At 69.2% G+C, this 17,526-nt stretch carries 14 protein-coding genes and 1 rRNA gene; 2 read left to right on the top strand and 13 right to left on the bottom strand.

Annotated elements, in window-relative coordinates; all coding sequences use genetic code 11:
• Positions 1-16 precede the first annotated feature (16 nt).
• From uvrC to BGO45_RS00065, 3 genes are all read right to left on the bottom strand, one after another.
• A complete protein-coding gene (uvrC, locus tag BGO45_RS00075) occupies positions 17-1,960 on the bottom strand; it encodes an excinuclease ABC subunit UvrC (RefSeq protein WP_292689750.1) in 1,944 nt (647 codons plus the stop codon).
• A gap of 3 nt (positions 1,961-1,963) precedes the next feature.
• Entirely contained in the window at positions 1,964-4,903 is a 2,940-nt protein-coding gene (gene uvrA, locus BGO45_RS00070; RefSeq protein WP_292689748.1) for an excinuclease ABC subunit UvrA, read from the bottom strand.
• Between the two features lie 143 nt (positions 4,904-5,046).
• Positions 5,047-5,481 carry a MarR family transcriptional regulator gene (locus tag BGO45_RS00065; RefSeq protein ID WP_292689746.1) on the bottom strand — a complete coding sequence of 145 codons (435 nt, stop codon included), beginning with the start codon at positions 5,479-5,481 and terminating at the stop codon, positions 5,047-5,049.
• A 34-nt stretch (positions 5,482-5,515) separates the two neighbouring features.
• Between BGO45_RS00065 and BGO45_RS00060 the strand changes: the two genes are divergently transcribed.
• Positions 5,516-5,752: a hypothetical protein gene (locus tag BGO45_RS00060; protein ID WP_076490624.1), complete on the top strand. Its 237-nt coding sequence runs from the start codon at positions 5,516-5,518 to the stop codon at positions 5,750-5,752.
• A gap of 46 nt (positions 5,753-5,798) precedes the next feature.
• Here BGO45_RS00060 and BGO45_RS00055 read toward each other — a convergent pair whose 3' ends face one another.
• The 3 genes from BGO45_RS00055 to coaE all read right to left on the bottom strand — a co-directional run bounded on the left by BGO45_RS00055 (position 5,799) and on the right by coaE (position 8,977).
• Entirely contained in the window at positions 5,799-6,221 is a 423-nt protein-coding gene (locus BGO45_RS00055; protein WP_292689741.1) for a VOC family protein, read from the bottom strand.
• Positions 6,222-6,234: 13 nt separating this feature from the next.
• Complete coding sequence (gene uvrB, locus BGO45_RS00050; protein WP_292689739.1) at positions 6,235-8,304, bottom strand: excinuclease ABC subunit UvrB; 2,070 nt, start codon at positions 8,302-8,304, stop codon at positions 6,235-6,237.
• A gap of 73 nt (positions 8,305-8,377) precedes the next feature.
• Positions 8,378-8,977, bottom strand: coding sequence for a dephospho-CoA kinase (gene coaE, locus BGO45_RS00045; RefSeq protein WP_292689737.1), 600 nt, complete (start codon positions 8,975-8,977; stop codon positions 8,378-8,380).
• A 109-nt stretch (positions 8,978-9,086) separates the two neighbouring features.
• On the opposite strand from coaE, the gene BGO45_RS00040 reads away from it, so the two are divergent.
• Entirely contained in the window at positions 9,087-9,464 is a 378-nt protein-coding gene (locus BGO45_RS00040; protein ID WP_292689736.1) for a response regulator, read from the top strand.
• Between the two features lie 11 nt (positions 9,465-9,475).
• Here BGO45_RS00040 and BGO45_RS00035 read toward each other — a convergent pair whose 3' ends face one another.
• From BGO45_RS00035 to rrf, 7 genes are all read right to left on the bottom strand, one after another.
• Positions 9,476-10,639, bottom strand: coding sequence for a hypothetical protein (locus BGO45_RS00035; RefSeq protein WP_292689734.1), 1,164 nt, complete (start codon positions 10,637-10,639; stop codon positions 9,476-9,478).
• The gene (locus BGO45_RS00030; RefSeq protein WP_292689732.1) at positions 10,621-12,252 is read right to left on the bottom strand and encodes a cell wall metabolism sensor histidine kinase WalK; all 1,632 of its coding nucleotides are present in this window, start codon (positions 12,250-12,252) and stop codon (positions 10,621-10,623) included. The genes BGO45_RS00035 and BGO45_RS00030 overlap by 19 nt, the downstream gene beginning before the upstream one ends.
• A 110-nt stretch (positions 12,253-12,362) precedes the next feature.
• On the bottom strand, positions 12,363-13,043 hold the full coding sequence (locus BGO45_RS00025) for a hypothetical protein (RefSeq protein WP_292689730.1): 681 nt from the start codon (positions 13,041-13,043) through the stop codon (positions 12,363-12,365).
• Positions 13,044-13,112: 69 nt separating this feature from the next.
• The gene (locus tag BGO45_RS00020; protein WP_292689729.1) at positions 13,113-13,667 is read right to left on the bottom strand and encodes a GIY-YIG nuclease family protein; all 555 of its coding nucleotides are present in this window, start codon (positions 13,665-13,667) and stop codon (positions 13,113-13,115) included.
• A 39-nt stretch (positions 13,668-13,706) separates the two neighbouring features.
• Positions 13,707-16,013 carry a maltose alpha-D-glucosyltransferase gene (gene treS / locus BGO45_RS00015; RefSeq protein ID WP_292689727.1) on the bottom strand — a complete coding sequence of 769 codons (2,307 nt, stop codon included), beginning with the start codon at positions 16,011-16,013 and terminating at the stop codon, positions 13,707-13,709.
• A gap of 74 nt (positions 16,014-16,087) precedes the next feature.
• A complete protein-coding gene (locus BGO45_RS00010; RefSeq protein ID WP_292689725.1) occupies positions 16,088-17,296 on the bottom strand; it encodes an MFS transporter in 1,209 nt (402 codons plus the stop codon).
• A gap of 155 nt (positions 17,297-17,451) precedes the next feature.
• Positions 17,452-17,526, bottom strand: a 5S ribosomal RNA gene (gene rrf / locus BGO45_RS00005); the annotation flags it as partial.

Genomic DNA, 17,526 nt, shown 5'->3' with positions numbered 1-17,526 from the left:
CGTCGGGGGTTCCAGCCTAGCGAGCCAGGCGCGCGTGGATGGCCTCGGCCAGGGTCGGGCCGATGCCGGGCAGCGCCATGATCTCATCGGGAGAGGCGTTCTTCAGCGCCGTGACCGAACCGAAGTGCCGCAGGAGGGCCTTGATGCGGGCGTCTCCGAGGCCCGGGACCTCCGTCAGCACACTCGAGATGTCGCGCTTGCGCCGCTTGCGCTGATGCGTGATCGCGAACCGGTGCGCCTCGTCACGGAGTCTCTGCAGCAGATACAGCGCCTCCGACGTGCGCGGAAGGATGACCGGGTAGTCCTCCCCCGGCAGCCACACCTCTTCGAGCCGCTTGGCGATGCCGCACAGGGCGATCTCCTCGTGGCCCGCGTCGGCGAGGGCGCGCGCCGCCGCGGCGACCTGCGGCTGACCGCCGTCGACGACGAGCAGTTGCGGACGATACGCGAACCGCGGGCGCTTGCGCGTGGTCACCACCTCGCCGTCCGCCGTCGCCTCGGGGCTCTCGGCATCCGCGACGATCGCTCCCCCGAGCGTCTCGCGCTCGTCGTCGTCGGGCCTGTCGAGGTAGGCCAGCCGGCGCGTGAGCACCTGGTACATCGAGTCGGTGTCGTCGGTGGTCTCGGCGACGCCGAACGAGCGGTACTGGTCCTTGCGCGGCAACCCGTCCTCGAAGACGACCATGGATGCCACGACATTGGTGCCCGACAGATGAGAGACGTCGTAGCACTCGATGCGCAGCGGCGCCTCGGCGAGCCCCAGGGCCTCCTGCAGATCGGTGAGCGCCTGCGAGCGGGCGACGTAGTCGCTCGTGCGGCGCGTCTTGTGGAGCATGAGCGCCTGCTGCGCGTTGAGCGTCGCGGTCTTCAGCAGGTCGGCCTTCGGTCCGCGCTGGGCGACCTGCACCGACACGGGCCGACCGCGTCGGTCGCGCAGCCACGCCTCCAGCTGAGCGGCGTCGTCCGGCAGCTCCGGCACGAGCACCTGCCGGGGGATGTCGGCGGCCGCGGCGTCGCCGTACGTCCGCTGCACCACCTGATCGACGAGATCGGCGCCGGAGATGTCGATCTCCTTCTCGATCGTGGTCGCCCGCACCCCTCGGACACGACCGCCGCGCACCACGAAGTGCTGAACGGTCGCCGCCAGCTCGTCCTCGGCGATGCCGAAGAGATCGGCATCCGTATCGGCCGGGAGCACCAGGGCGCTCTTGCCGAGCACGGCGTCGATGGCCTGCAGCTTGTCGCGATACCGTGCGGCGGCCTCATAGTCCATGGCCGCCGAGGCCTCCATCATCCGAGCGGTGAGCGCCTTCGTGAAACGCTGGTCGCCGCCCGACATGAAGGCCACGAAGTCGTCGACGATCGCGCGGTGCTCCTCGATCGTCACCTTCATCGAGCACGGTCCGCCGCAGCGCCCGATCTGCCCCGGGAAGCAGGGCCGCCCCGATTGCATCGCCTTCTTGTACGACGAGTCGCTGCACGTGCGGATCGGGAACACCTTGATCATCAGGTCGATCGTGTCGTGCACCGCCCAGACCTTCGGGTACGGCCCGAAGTACTTTGCTCCGCGGATCTTCGGATTGCGCGTGACGATGACCCGAGGCGCCTCGTCGGCGAGGGTGATCGCCATGAACGGGTAGGACTTGTCGTCGCGATAGCGCACGTTGAACGGCGGATCGAACTCCTTGATCCACATGTATTCGAGCTGCAGCGAGTCGACGTCACTCGGCACCACGGTCCACTCGACCGAGGTCGCGGTCGTCACCATCCGGCGGGTGCGCTCGTGCAACGAGTACAGCGGTGCGAAGTAGTTCGACAGGCGCGCACGGAGGTTCTTCGCCTTGCCGACGTACAGCACGCGCCCCTCCGCATCCCGGAAGCGGTAGACCCCCGGGTTGGTCGGGATCTCCCCCGCCTTGGGGCGGTAGGGCAGCTGCGACAGCCGCTCTCGGGCCGCCACGGATCAGACTCCCGCGCGGGCCAGTTCCGGCTCGCGCTCGGCGGTGTTGCGCTGCGCGCCGGTGCGACCGGTCTCGAGGAGTTCCGCGAGGAACGCGCCCGTGTGGCTCTCGGTCACGGTCGCGACCTGCTCGGGTGTTCCGGTCGCGACGATCGTGCCGCCGCCGGCACCGCCCTCGGGACCGAGGTCGATGACCCAGTCCGAACTCTTGATCACGTCGAGATTGTGCTCGATGACGATCACGGTGTTGCCCTTGTCGACGAGTCCGTTGAGCACCTTGAGCAACAGCGAGACGTCTTCGAAGTGCAGACCCGTGGTCGGCTCGTCGAGCACGTAGATCGAGCGGCCGTTGCTGCGGCGCTGGAGTTCGGTCGCGAGCTTGACGCGCTGCGCCTCGCCGCCCGAGAGTGTCGTGGCCGACTGACCCAGCCGGACGTAGCCGAGGCCCACGTCGACGAGCGTCTTGAGGTACCGGTGGATCGCCTGGATGGGCTCGAAGAACTCCGCGGCCTCCGAGATCGGCATCTCGAGCACCTCGGCGATGTTCTTGCCCTTGTAGTGCACCGAGAGGGTGTCGCGGTTGTACCGCTTGCCGTGGCAGACCTCGCAGTCGACGTACACGTCGGGCAGGAAGTTCATCTCGATCTTCAGGGTGCCGTCGCCCGAACACGCCTCGCACCGGCCGCCCTTGACGTTGAAGCTGAAGCGTCCGGCCTGGTAGCCGCGCACCTTGGCCTCGGGTGTCTCGCTGAACAGGGTGCGGATGCGGTCGAACACACCGGTGTACGTCGCGGGGTTCGACCTCGGTGTGCGGCCGATCGGCGCCTGGTCGACGTGCACGACCTTGTCGAGGTTGTCGAGCCCGGTGACGCGCGTGTGCTTGCCCGGCACGCGACGTGCGCCGTTGAGTTTCGAGGCGAGCACTTCGTACAGGATGCCGTTGACGAGCGTCGACTTGCCGGAACCGCTCACGCCGGTCACCGACGTCAGCACCCCCAGCGGGAAGTCGACCGTGACGTTCTGCAGGTTGTTCTCGCGCGCACCGACGACCGTGACCTGTCGCTTCTTGTCGATCTTGCGGCGCTTCTTCGGGGCCTCGATCGAGCGACGGCCCGACAGGTATGCGCCGGTCAGCGATCGGTCGTCGCTGAGGAGCTGGGCCAGGGGCCCGGAGTGCACGACGTTGCCACCGTCCACCCCCGCCCGCGGTCCGATGTCGACGACCCAGTCGGCGGCGTGGATCGTCTCCTCGTCGTGCTCGACCACGATCAGCGTGTTGCCGAGGTCGCGCAGCGTCTCGAGCGTCTGGATGAGCCGACGGTTGTCGCGCTGGTGCAGACCGATAGACGGCTCGTCCAGCACATACAAGACGCCGGTCAGACCCGAGCCGATCTGCGTCGCGAGACGGATGCGCTGCGCCTCGCCGCCCGAGAGCGTGCCGGCGGCACGACCGAGGCTGAGGTAGTTCAGGCCGACCTGCAGCAGGAAGTCCAGGCGCGCCCGGATCTCGCGCAGGACGGCCGCGGCGATCGTCGCCTCACGGTCGGTGAGCGTGAGCTGCGAGAAGAACTCGCGCGCATCGGCGAGGCTCATGCGGGAAGCCGCCGCGATCGAGGTGCCGTCGACGAGCACGGCGAGCACCTCGGGCTTGAGACGGTCGCCGTCGCAGACCGCGCACGGCACCTCGCGCAGGTACTCCGACCACCGCTGACGCTGCGCGTCGGACTCGGCCTGCAGATACTGTCGCTCGATGTAGGGCACGACGCCCTCGAAGCCGGACGAGTACCGCATCTCACGCCCGTAGCGGTTCTTCCACTTGACGGTGACCTTGTAGTTCTCGCCGCGCAGAACAGCGTTCTGCACGTCCGTCGACAGGTCGCGCCACGGGGTGTCGAGCGAGAAGTCGAGATCGCGGGCGAGCCCCTCGAGCAGCCGCTCGTAGTACTGGAACAGGCCCTTGCCCTGCGTGGTCCACGGCAGGATCGCCCCGTCGCGGATCGAGAGTTCTTCGTCGCCGAGCATGAGGTCGACGTCGACCGACATGCGCGTGCCGAGGCCGGAGCACACCGGACAGGCGCCGAACGGGGCATTGAACGAGAATGTCCGCGGCTCGATCTCGGTCAGCTGCAGCGGATGCCCGTTGGGGCACGCGAGCTTCTCGGAGAAGGACTGCCAGGCGGCATCCCCCTCCTCATCGACGAAGTTCACCTGCATGATGCCGCCGGCGAGCCCGAGGGCCGTCTCGACCGAGTCGGTGACGCGGCTCAGGATGTCGCCGGAGGCCACGAGTCGGTCGACCACGACCGCGATGTCGTGCTTGTAGCTCTTCTTCAGCGTCGGCGGCTCGGCGAGCTGCACGAGTTCGCCGTCGACGACGGCGCGTGCGTATCCCTTCGCGCTGAGCTCCTTGAAGAGGTCGACGAATTCGCCCTTCTTCTGGGTCACCACCGGCGCGACGATCTGATAGCGGGTGCGCTCGGGGAGCTCCATGAGCTGGTCGGCGATCTGCTGCACCGTCTGCCGCTGGATCGGAGCACCGCAGTCGGGACAGTGCGGCACGCCGATGCGCGCCCAGAGCAGACGCATGTAGTCGTGGATCTCGGTGATCGTGCCCACGGTCGACCGGGGATTGCGGTTGGTCGACTTCTGGTCGATCGAGACCGCGGGGCTCAGACCCTCGATGAAGTCGACGTCCGGACGATCGACCTGGCCGAGGAACTGGCGGGCATACGCGCTCAGCGATTCGACGTAACGGCGCTGCCCCTCGGCGAAGATGGTGTCGAACGCCAGGCTCGACTTCCCCGACCCGGAGAGACCGGTGAAGACCACGAGCGAATCGCGCGGAATGTCGAGGTCGACGTTCTTCAGGTTGTGGACGCGGGCACCGCGAACACTGAGCTTTCCGCTGGTGTTTCCGGGAGACGAGACAGGAACGATGGGCACCCGTCAAGTCTAGGTTCCCCCTCCGACATCGGTCCCGGGTTCGCCTCCGGCGCACACGTGTGCGAAGGTGCGGCACCGCGTCGTGTGGGCCGCGAGGCCCTCGTGAAGGTGGGTCGGGCCGCGGTCGGGGCGGGGGAAACGCCTCAGTCGGCGGAGTCGAGACGCCCCGCGAACGGGGCGAGCCCGTCGCGCAACGCGACGAGCGCGCTCTCGTCGATGCCGACCCGCTCCATGATCCGCGCGGGCACCTCGAGGGCGCGTTCCCGCAACGCGCGGCCGTCATCGGTCAGCTCGATGTCCAGGACGCGCTCGTCGTCGACGCGACGCGTACGCCGCACCCTCCCCTGCGCTTCGAGCCGCTTGACCAGCGGAGAGAGCGTCGCGGGCTCCATCGCGAGCTCCCCGGCCAGTGCGCCGAGCGACCGGGGCGCCCGCTCCCAGAGCGCGAGCATCACGAGGTATTGGGGATGCGTGAGACCGAGCGGCTCGAGGACCGGGCGGTAGATCGACACCACGTTGCGCGCGGCGGTGACGAGCGCGAAGCACACCTGGTTCTCCAAACGCAGCGGATCGTCCACGCACCCTCCTCGAATACTTAGTACACTAATTATCATGGCACACAGGGATGCCGACCGACCCCCGCTGCGCGAACGCGTGCGGGCTGCCGGCGGGTGGTACCAGTACATCAACTCGCGTCTGATCCGCGTCGCCGGTCCCGCATCGGTCGGTCCGTACGAGACGACGCCCGAACCGGTGCGCACCGCGCGCCCCTGCCCCCTGTGCGGTCACCCGATGTCGGAGCACAGCGTCGACCGGTCGGGACCGAAACCCCTTCTGCACTGCCCGTGAGACCGGGCACAAGGCCGAGGCCCCGCGACCGGTCGGGCACCGCCCGTCAGGCGAGCTGCGGTCGCCCGTCGGCATCCAGGGGCCAGCCGGGGTTGACCGCGACCTCCCACGGATGACCGTCCGGATCGACGAACACCCCCGAGTATCCGCCCCACGGGGTCGGCGCGCCCGAGCGCCCGAGTGTCGCGCCGGCCGCCACCGCGTCGGCGAGGATGCCGTCGACCTCGCGCGGTGTGCGGACGTTGTGCGCGAGAGTGACGCCGCCCCACCCTCCACCGTCCGGGACGGCCGAATCGGAGGCGAGCTCCTCGCGGCCCCAGAGTGCGACGACCATTCCGCCGACGTCGAAGAACGCGACCTCACGGTCGACCGAGTCGGCGTGCCGACTCCAACCGAGACGCTCGTAGAACCCCAGCGACCGCTCCAGGTCCGCCACGCCGAGCGTGATCAGCGAGACTCTCTGCTCCACCGGACTCCCCGGCTCAGGCGTGGCCGGCGCGCTCCATGGCGCGCAGTTCCTTCTTGAGGTCCTGCACCTCGTCGCGCAGACGTCCCGCGAGCTCGAACTTCAACTCGCTCGCCGCCGCGAGCATCTGCTGCGTGAGGTCGGCGATCGTGGACTCGAGCTGATCGGCGCCCTCCGCGGCGATCCCCGTCCGCCGCAGCTGAGGTGTCGGCGACTTGCCCTTGCCCGCCTTGTCGTTGCGGGACAGCAGACTCCGAGTGTCCGATGCCTCGCGGGCCAGGACCTCGGTGATGTCGGCGATCTTCTTGCGCAACGGCTGCGGGTCGATGCCGTTCGCCTTGTTGTAGGCGATCTGCTTCTCTCGGCGCCGCTCCGTCTCCTCGATCGCGTTCTGCATCGAGTCGGTCATCTTGTCGGCGTACATGTGCACCTCGCCCGACACGTTGCGGGCCGCACGACCGATCGTCTGGATGAGGGACGTCCCGCTGCGGAGGAACCCCTCCTTGTCGGCATCCAGGATCGCGACGAGCGACACCTCGGGAAGGTCGAGGCCTTCGCGCAACAGGTTGATGCCGACGAGGACGTCGTACACACCCGCGCGCAGCTCGGTGAGCAGCTCGACGCGGCGGAGCGTGTCGACGTCGGAGTGCAGGTAGCGCACGCGCACCCCGTGCTCGCCGAGGAAGTCGGTGAGTTCCTCCGCCATCTTCTTGGTGAGGGTGGTGACCAGCACACGTTCGTCGCGCTCCACGCGCAGCCGGATCTGCTCGAGCAGGTCGTCGATCTGCCCCTTCGAGGGCTTCACGACGATCTCGGGGTCGACGAGACCCGTCGGGCGGATGATCTGCTCGACCACGCCGTCCGCGATCCCCATCTCGTAACGGCCGGGCGTGGCCGACAGGTAGACCGTCTGGCCGATCCGGTTCTTGAACTCGTCCCACCGCAGCGGACGGTTGTCCATCGCGCTCGGGAGCCGGAATCCGTGCTCGACGAGCGTCCGCTTGCGCGACGCGTCGCCCTCGTACATGGCGCCGATCTGCGGGACCGTCACATGCGACTCGTCGATGACGAGCAGGAAGTCGTCGGGGAAGAAGTCGAGCAGGGTGTGCGGCGGGTCGCCCGCATTGCGCCCGTCGAGGTGGCGGGAGTAGTTCTCGATGCCCGAGCAGAAGCCCAGCTGCTGCAGCATCTCGAGGTCGAACGTCGTACGCATCCGCAGACGCTGAGCCTCGAGCAGCTTGTTCTGCGACTCGAGCTCCTTCAGTCGCTCCGCGAGCTCGTGCTCGATCGTGCCGATCGCGCGCTGCACGGTATCGGTGCCGGCGACGTAGTGGGAGGCGGGGAAGATCGGCACGGAGTCCATCTTCTGCACCACGTCTCCGGTGAGCGGGTGCAGCATGTACAGCGCTTCGATCTCGTCGCCGAACATCTCGATGCGGATCGCGTACTCCTCATACACCGGGATGATCTCGATCGTGTCGCCGCGCACGCGGAAGTTGCCGCGCGAGAAATCGACGTCGTTGCGGTTGTACTGCATCGCGATGAACTTGCGGATGAGGGCGTCGCGGTCGTACCGCTCCCCCACCTGCAACGCGACCATGGCCCGCAGGTACTCCTCGGGCGCACCGAGGCCGTAGATGCACGACACCGTCGAGACCACGACGACGTCGCGACGCGACAGCAGGGAGTTCGTGGTGGAGTGGCGGAGTCGCTCGACCTCCGCATTGATCGAGGAATCCTTCTCGATGAACGTATCCGTCTGCGGGACGTACGCCTCGGGCTGGTAGTAGTCGTAGTACGACACGAAGTACTCGACCGCGTTGTGGGGCATCAACTCACGGAACTCGTTCGCCAGCTGCGCCGCGAGGGTCTTGTTGTGGGCGAGGACCAGCGTCGGCCGCTGCACCGCCTCGACCAGCCAGGCGGTCGTCGCGGACTTACCGGTACCGGTGGCACCGAGCAGCACGACGTCCGTCTCACCGGCGTTGATGCGCGCGGCCAAATCGGCGATCGCCTGCGGCTGATCGCCGGACGGGGAGTACTCGCTGACGACCTCGAAGGGGCGGACGGAACGTGTGGCCTGCATGATTCCAGCGTAGGCGGGGCCTCCGACATCGGGGCGGCGAGCTGTTCGCCGTGCGCGAGCGCGCCGCAGCGGATCAGCGCACCGCCACCCGTTCCCACAACTCGTCCACCTGGCGTCGCGTGGCATCCATGTCGCCGGCGGTGTCGATGACGACGTCCGCGAGTGCCCGCCGCTCGTCGTCACCGGCCTGGGCGGCGATCCGGGCGCGGGCGTCCGCTTCGGAGAGACCGCGCTGCTCGATCAGCCTCCGCACCCGCATCTCGGCCGGGGCGTCGGCGACGACGATGAGGTCCCATTCACCCGTACCGCGCGACTCGGCGAGGAGCGGGACGTCGTACACGACCACCGCGGCAGGGTCGGCGGACAGCGCCGACCGGAACCTCCGCTGCGACTCCTCCCGCACGGCCGGGTGGACCAGCGCGTTCAACGCGGCGAGCCTCTCGGGATCGCCGAAGACCCGTGCGCTCAGCGCCGGTCGGTCGAGGGAGCCGTCGGGCATCAGGACCTCGTCGCCGAACTCCGCGGCGATCGCGGCGAGCACGGGCGACCCGGGCGACTGGACCTCCCGCACGATCGCGTCCGCGTCCACGATCACCGCGCCTTTCTCAGCGAGCATGCGGGAGATCGTGGACTTTCCCGACGCGATTCCGCCGGTCAGCGCGAGAAGGGTCACCCGTCGAGGATGCCACAGCACGCGCGGGGGCGCCTTGGCAGCCGGGGTGGTCTACGATTTCCCTCAAGGCCGCGTCCGCGCCTTCCGACCGGTTGGCGAGAGTGTCATCATGCCGAATCCCAACGTCGTGGTCGTCATCGAGGATGACGTCGACATCCGATCGCTCCTCACCGCGACCCTCGAACCGGTGGGTTTCGTCGTACACACGGCCGTCGACGGGCTGACCGGCATCGACACGGTGCGTCGCACGGACCCCGCGGTGACGACCCTCGACGTGAGCATGCCCGGCCTCGACGGCTTCGAGACCGCACGGCGCATCCGCGAGTTCAGCCGGACGCGCATCCTGATGGTGAGTGCCCGCGTGGATGCCACCGAGGAACGGCTGGCCCGCGAGGCCGGCGCCGACGACTACCTCACGAAACCGTTCCGTCCGCGAGAGCTCCGTGCGCGCGTGCACGCCCTCGTGGCCGCCCGGGACGAGGACTGATCGCGAGGGCTTCAGCCCGAGGTGAGACCGAAGGGCTGTTCGCCCGTCGCTGCCGCGCGACTCGCGTTGGCATCGGCCCGGTCGACGAGGGTCGGACCGTCCGCCCCGTCGACCGAGGCGAGCGCCACACCGATCCCCACCACCGGCACGACGGAGGTCCCGAGGTCGGTGAGGTCCGCGACGACCCGCTCGTGCAGCACGCGCACGAGCCGACGCTGATCCACGGCGATCGACGTCGAGAACGCGACGGACAGGCCCGTGGCATCCGTCTCCCCCACGAGTGCCATCGTCGGGGCGTGCCGACGCACGGACGCTCGGAACGCCCGCGCCATCTCCTCCGCCTCCTCCGGACCGAACGCGGTCGCCACGCGGCGCAGATCATCGACCCGGATGCCGATGACGCACATGTCCTCGCCGGCCGCGCGGGCGCGGGCGACCAGGATCGTGACGACCGCGCCGAACGACTCGCGCAGCAGGACGCCGTTGCGGTCGACGACGAGCTGACGGGTCTCGGGGTTGCCGCGCAGCGCGGATTCGCTGGTCCGGAGAACGGAGGTGACCACGACGGCGGCGACGACCAGCGACATCGTCAGGAAGGCCGAGACGCTCGTGCCGAAATACGTCAGGAACACCGGGCTGTCCGGTCCCTGCGCGACGAAGACGATCGTGCGGACGAAGAACCAGATCGCTTCGATCGCCAGGACCGTCGTCAACGCCGCCGCGCTCCATCGTCGCCCGATGGCGCCGCGCCGCGTTTCGATCGCCCCGAGCACCGCGAACAGCGCATTGGCGAGGAACAGCGGCACCGCTCCCGCCCAGTCCCCCGCCGCGGGACCGTCGACGAGTGCGAGCACCACGACCGCCACCAGAGCCACCGCGGTGATGATGATCGGGATCCTCAGCGGCCGGCCGTTGAAGGCCACGCTGCCCAGCCAGATGAACGAGGTCGCCGCGACGAAGGCGCCGTTGCCCAGCGCGAGGGCGATGAACGCTCCGGGAACGGAGATCCAGACCAGGTAGCAGACCGAGGACAGCACCCCGGCCAGGAACGCCGTCGCCCACAGCCGACCCGGGAGCGCGTCGCGCAGCATGAGCGTGTCCAGCAGGTACATCACCGCCGACACCAGGATCACCAGGGACGACGCGGTCTGCAGGCTCAGGACGTCGAAGACCATGGCACGGCTCCTTCCTTCTGGGGCAGACGCACGGTGAAGACGGACCCGGCCCCCGGCTCGGTCATCATCGCGATGTCGCCGCCGTGGGCGCGCGCGATGTCGCGGCTGATCGCCAGGCCCAGTCCGCTGCCGTGAACGCTCGAGTTCCGCACGGCATCCGCGCGGAAGAAGCGCTCGAAGATGCGGCCCTGCTCGCTGGGAGAGATCCCGGGCCCGTCGTCGGCGACGGTGACGAGCACGGTGTCGGCCTCGCGCTCGACGGACACCACCACGACACCGCCGCGGGTGTTGTACTTCACCGCGTTGGACAGCAGGTTGTCGACGACCTGGCGCAGACGGTGGGCATCGACGAAAGCGGGGCACGAACGCACGCCGGACGCGTCGATCCGGATGCCGTGCGCCACCGCGCGCGGCGCCACCGAGGTCACGGCGCTCTCGACGATGTCGGCGACGTCCGTCTCGGCCTTCTCGAGCGCGAATCCGATGCCGTGCCGCGAGGCCGCGGACATCGCAAGGATGTCGGCGACGAGCTCGCGCAGGCGGCTCGCATTGCGCTCCGCGATCTCGAGCTGTTCCCGGGTCGTGTCCGCAAGATCGTCGTCGTCGAGAGCGAGCTCGAGGTAGCCGATGATCGAGGTCAGCGGCGTCCGCAGCTCGTGCGAGACGCTGGCCACCAGGTCTTCGCGGGCGCGGAGCGCCAGTTCCTCGGTCGTGACGTCGCGGGAGACGACGACGCTCCCCGGGCCGACACCGTCGCGGGCCGGGAGATGACGTGCCGTCACGCTCAGGGCGCGGCGATCGTCGCCGGGGGTCCCGAACCAGACGAGCTCGCCCTCGAACGACTCGCCGGCGCGGGCGCGGGCGAACGGCGTCTCGTCCGCGCCGAGCGGCGTGATGCCGTCAGCCGCGTACGCCGAGGTCGCGGATCCGAGGCTCCCTGCACCGGCCTGCAGCCGCGCGTGCGCCTCGTTGCTCACCGAGTACTCGCCGTCGGCCGTGATACGGATGACGCCGAAGTCCACCGCGTCCAGAACCTCGGTGACCAGGTCCTCCTGCCGACGCGAGCGCTCGAGGGAACGCCGCAGCTCGGCCGACTGCTTCTCGAGCAACGATCGCTGCGCACGGGTGCGCGTGGCCGCGAAATGCGACATCGTCGCCAGCGCCGCGAGCGTGAACGGCAGTACGAAGGTCGACGCGGCGACGCGCTGCATCTCGTCGAACGCCTGGTAGGTGATGATCGCCGACACGGCGGCCGTCACACCGACGACCCCCCGGACGCCGAACGCCGATCCGATCCAGATCGCGGGAAACGCCCAGAGCAGACCGACGCCCGCGACCGGAGCGCTCTCGCGCATCAGCCCGATCGCCGCCACGTCCACGACGGGAGCGATGAGAACCAGCCACGGCGGCAGATCATCGCGCGGCGAGAGGACGACGATCGCCGCGCAGACGAAGATCATTCCGGCGCCCGCGACGAACAGGCTGACATCCTGAATCTGCCCGAGCACGAGAGTGACGGCGACGGCGAGCACCGTGGCAGCGGCCTGCAGCAGCTGGCTGGTCAGCAGGCTGCGGTGAAGACCGAGCCGCTCGCTCGGCGACGAGCCGGACATGGCCTCGACCCTAGCGCGCGAGGCCCCCGCACGCATGGTGCCCACGCGGCGCATGCCGCGACGCGGCTTCCGTCGTCCGACCGGGCGGCGGGTCGCCCGCGCCGCGGAGGTCAGAAGCCGAAGTCGCCTCCGAAATCGCCCCCGAAGTCTCCCCCGAAGTCTCCGAACCCGGCGGCGTCGGACACCCCCGGATCGTCGAACGATGCCGCGTCGCCACCGTCCGCCGCCATGCCGTCCTCGAAGCCCGCGGCATAGCCGGGGTCGAAGAGCGATCCGACGAGCGCGGACCCGATCACGTATCCTCCGATCGTGCCGAGCATGGAGGCGCCGAGCATCGACCCGAATCCCGGCCCGCCCACGCCGCCGCCGCCGAACGAGCGGCCCCCGAACGTGCGTTCCATGAAGCCCGGCCGGGTGTACTCGGCCCGCGTCGCCGCGCGGGCGAGCGACGCCGGGTCGTCGCCGACCGGACGCTCCGATGCGGGCAGCCCGGACGAGAGCTCCTGGAGGACCTGCTGCCGCTGACTCGGCGTCAACTGCGCGAACGCCTCCGCGTGGACCTGCTCGACGGTCTCGGGCGGCGCCGTCCGAAGGAGATACCGATACCGTTCGAGCGCCCGCGCGTCGTCACCCGCCGGCACGGATCCCGAGCCCGCGGTCCCGGGCGGGGGCGGCGGGGAATAGCGACCGTCCACGTCGCGGAAACCGCTCGCCGACGACGGCGGCTGCGACGGAACAGACGGACGGCGCTGGTCCTCGCGGCCGCCGAAGAGTCGATCGAGGAAACCCATGAGTGCCTCCGGTGTCCGGGGACATCACGCTAAGTCCGCCGGCTTTGAGTCTCCTGTGTCGCGGGAGGCTCAGCCGCGCCGAGCGAACGCCTCGCTCGTCCACCGCGCGAACAGGTTCCAGGGGTCGTCCACGCCTGCGGAGAGCGAGTCGATGTGCGTGCCGAGGGCCTCGCTCAGGGCGAACCACTCCGACCCGCCCAGCCGCTCGGCGGCGAACTGCGCGTGTCGGCGCCTCTCGACCGACCGGTCGCCCCGTTCGAACGCGAGAAGCTCCTCGTGGCGGATCGCCCGAAGTCGCTGCCGGGGCTGAGCGCTCGTGCCGATCTTCACGCGATCTCGGAACCGCAGGTAGTAGACCACGTCGACACGGGGTGGGGGCAGCTCACCGTCCACGGGCTCGCCGTGGCGCCATTCGCACACGCCGCAGAGCCATCCGCTCGGCCAGCGGACACCCCACCGTGAACCGCACAACAGGCACGGCGTCGGCAGGACGTCGGCGACTCCGTCGCGGCGCCCCACCCATTCCGCGGCGACCATCAGGTGTTCCTCGCACATACGCAATGGAGCATCCGGCGCCGCGACGGCACCGCACGCGGGCACGAGGCAGGGGGCCCGTTCGCTCATGCCCGAAGCGTAGGCGAGACCCCCGACACGCGCCCCCGGTCAGCCCTCCGTCGGCTCCGGCGCCTGGAGCCGCAGGAAGAGGCCGGCGTAGGGTCCCAGTTCGAGCGCGAAGCTCTGCAGCTCGTCGACGCGCCCCACGACGTCTCCCGTCGCGGCATCCACCGCGGTGCTCTGCGGAACCAGCCACTCCGAACGCACCGTCCCCTCGATGCTCTCGCCCGAGAAGTTGAGCACGGTGATCTGCAGGGGCGCATCCTCCCGGCGGCGATCGCCGCCGTCGAGGCGATGCACCATGACGAGCATGCTGGGATGCCCCACCTGCGGGATGTCGACCTGGGAGGCCACGGCGATCTCGTTCTCGCTCCTGATCCGGAGGATGTCGCGGAGCCCGGCGAGGAAGGACTCCGGGTCAGCCTGCTGACGGGCGAGGGATCCGTACAGCGAGCGGGCGCGCGGCATCCCCGAGGCGGAGGTCGACGCCTCCGGAGCCACGTCGAGCAGGTCGTGAGCTCCCCGTTCGATCCAGCGAGTGTCACCGGAGGAGATGAGGTGATGGACATCCGCCGCCGGAACGGTGAGCGACCCCGTGAGGTCCCAACCGGAGAGGGCGAAGACACCGGGCTGCCAGGAGTTGTACTTCGCCAGCAGCAGATGCGCGTCGCGGATCGCGGGGACGTCGGATTCGGTGATGTCGTCGAGCGTCGCCTTGCCCTGCGTCGCGGCGATGAGGGACGCCGTCGTGCAGGCGATGCCGTTCTGCGTGAAGACGAGGTTGTAGTCCGCGTCGACGGTGAGGGACTGCGTGAGCTCGCCGCGCACGGTCTCGGCGATCTCCGCGCCCGTCGACTCGCCGTGACGGAACGGGTAGACGGTGTCGCGGTGAGTCGTGGCCCAGTGGACCAGCTCGTACGTCAGCTCGTCGTGGTTCTGCATCCCGTGGACCAACTGCGCGGGTTCGACACCGGTCTCCAACGCTGTGGTGAGCGCGAGCCGCAGGAACTCGGTGTTGGCGGTCGCGAGGGCGTGCTGATAGCCGGGACGCGTGACGAAGTCGTAGGACAGATCCGCGCCCACAGCCCCGGTGTCGCGGATGTCCTCCATCGTGAGGTTCAACTCCTGGAAGGTGAAGCCGCCCACCTTGCGCACCATCCCCGCGATGATGTGGTTCGCGGCGTGCGAGAGCGGATGGCCCTCCGACCACGCCGGCAGTCCCTCCGCGCTCTTCTCGACTCCGAGGAACCCGTTCGCATCCAGCCGCAACGCACTCGTGCCGAGGTCACCGAGGGAGTGGAGCGCGTCGCCGATCACCAGACGCATGCCCGCGAAGGTGGGGTCCAGCCAGTTGATGGACGGCTGGCCCTCCTTGAAGTAGTGCAGGTACACCCAGCGACGTTCGAGTCCGTCCGTGCCGACCACCGGCGCCGTGGCACTCCAGTTGGTCTCCTTCACCCCGGGCGTGTAGAAGATGACGCGCTGCAGCTCACCGATGATGTAGCCGCGGGCGCTCAGTTCGCGCTCCGTGTCGGCATCGAGGTTCACCGAGTCCCGACCGGCCGGGACCTCCGGGAGAAGGCCCCAATCCTCGCGGGGGATCTCGACCATGTGGTAGATCCCCGGGTAGTCCTTGTAGGCCATCTCCGCGAGACGGAAGTCCGCGCCCTTGCCGGTGTGGCCGGGCACGATGTCGTCGATCACGCTGCCGCCGTGCGCCTCGGCCACGTCGGCCATGCGACGGAAGGCGTTCTCATCGCCGAACTCGGGATCGATCTGGGTACTGATGCGGTCGAAGTGCCCGTCGACGCTGGGGGTCTCCTGCCATCCGCTGATTCCCCCCGCTCGCTTGACGGGTCCGGTGTGGATGCCGTTGATCCCGACCCACTCGAAGGCCTCCCACAGCGCCTCGTCGCCGAGCGCGTCCAGGAAGGACTCCCCCGGTCGCGCCATGAGCGAGATCGGGTAGGCGGTGAACCAGACGTCCGTGGACTCGATCGCCCGCCGCGCATCCGGACGCGCGTAAGGATTGCGCCACATCGACGGCTGTCCCGACAGCTGCCGGCTGAGCACGTCGGCATCCTTGAGCATCGACTGCCGGACGAGCCACTCGACGTACGACGGATTGCCGCCATTCGCGTTGCGCGGATCCGTGAGGAACCGACGCAGCGTGCCGCCACGGAACTGATCGCGCGGACGCAGACGGCGAGGGCGCGCAGGGTACCGCTGTTCGTCGTAGCTGATCTCGGCCACCGGCTCCCCGGCCTCGTCGCCCGTGATGCTGCTGTCGATACCGTCCTCCGGCGTCCGTGCTGTCGTCAGCTCGTCGGCGTCGTCCACTCGCGACCTCCTCATGTCGTCGTACCGACGCTAGTCGGGTTGCACGACATCGTGGTGAGGGATTGACCCGGATCCGCGCGAACCTCGCCTCAGGACACACGGGGCGGGCGCAGTGCCGCCCACGCGAGCATCGCTGCGATCGCGCACATCGCGATCACGGAGCCCACGAACCACGTCCACCCGATCGTCGTGAAGACCACTCCGAGCAACCAGCCGAAGAGGCTGGACCCGCCGTAGTAGCCGAGGTAGTACAGCGAGGATGCCTGTGCACGCGCATCGGGCTCCGCCGCGACCGGCGTCCACCCGGATGCCACCGAGTGCGCGGCGAAGAAGCCGGCAGTGAACACGACGAGACCCACGACGACCACGATCGTCGACGGCACCGCCATGAGCGCCGCGCCGACCGCGGTGATCGCGACCGAGGCGAGGAGCACGGGGAAGCGTCCGCGCCGGACGGCGACGGCGCCCGCGCGAGGCGAGGATACGGTCCCGGCCAGGTAGGCCAGGAAGAGGAGCGTCACGACCGCGGGCGAGAGCGCGAACGGAGGTTCGGTGAGGTGGAAGCCGAGGTAGTTGTACACCGCCACGAAGGCCCCCATCAGCAGAAAGCCTTGCGCGTAGAGCGCCAACTGGGTCGGCGACCGGAGGTTGACGCGCAGACGCGACATCACCGACGGTCCCGGACGTGAACGCATCCGGCCCGGAACGAACCCGCGCGCGGCGGGGACCAGGAGCAGGAACATCGCTGCCGCGACCGCGCACAGAAGAATCACGGATGCCACGCCCCACCGCCATCCCGCGACCTCACCGATCGGGCCCGAGACGAGCCGCCCGCTGAGGCCTCCCACGGTCGTACCCGCGATGTAGGCGCCCGCCGCCGCAGCGACATGCCGTGGGGCCACCTCTTCACTCAGGTAGGCGAGTGCGACCGCGGGCACGGCCCCCAAGGAGGCTCCCTCGAGCAGACGCAGCGCGAGGAGGACGGTGATGTCCTGAGAGAACGCCGCCGCCGCACCCAACAGGGTCGCGGCGATCACTCCCCCCGCCATGGCGGGGACACGGCCCAGCCGATCCGCGACGAGCGACCACGGCAGGACCGCCACCGCCAGCCCGAGAGTGGAAGCGGAAACGGTCAGCGCCGCCGTCGCGGGGTCGCTCCCGGTGTCCGCGGCGATCTGCGGGAGCAGGGCCTGCGTCGCGTACAGCTGCGCGAACGTCGCCACGCCCCCGAAGAACAGCCCCACGAGAAGCCGGCGGTAGTCACGGCTTCCAGGTACATGTCCTTGAAACCCGCTCACGCACCGACCCTATCCGTTGCTCGAACGGCGCCCACCAACGCAAAAGGCGCCGATCTCGCCTCGCAAGAGGTTCGATCGACGCCTGGAGCGACGAATTGTGTCCGTATATGCGAAATAGCCACCCAGCGTTGGGTGGCCATTTCGTCTTAGAAGAAGTCCGGCGGTGTCCTACTCTCCCACAGGGTCCCCCCTGCAGTACCATCGGCGCTGAGAGGCTTAGCTTCCGGGTT

Source organism: Microbacterium sp. 71-36 (assembly GCF_001898305.1).
GTDB lineage: Bacteria > Actinomycetota > Actinomycetes > Actinomycetales > Microbacteriaceae > Microbacterium.
Note: the sequence above shows the minus strand (reverse complement) of the source record. Positions and strands in the feature narration are given on the sequence as shown.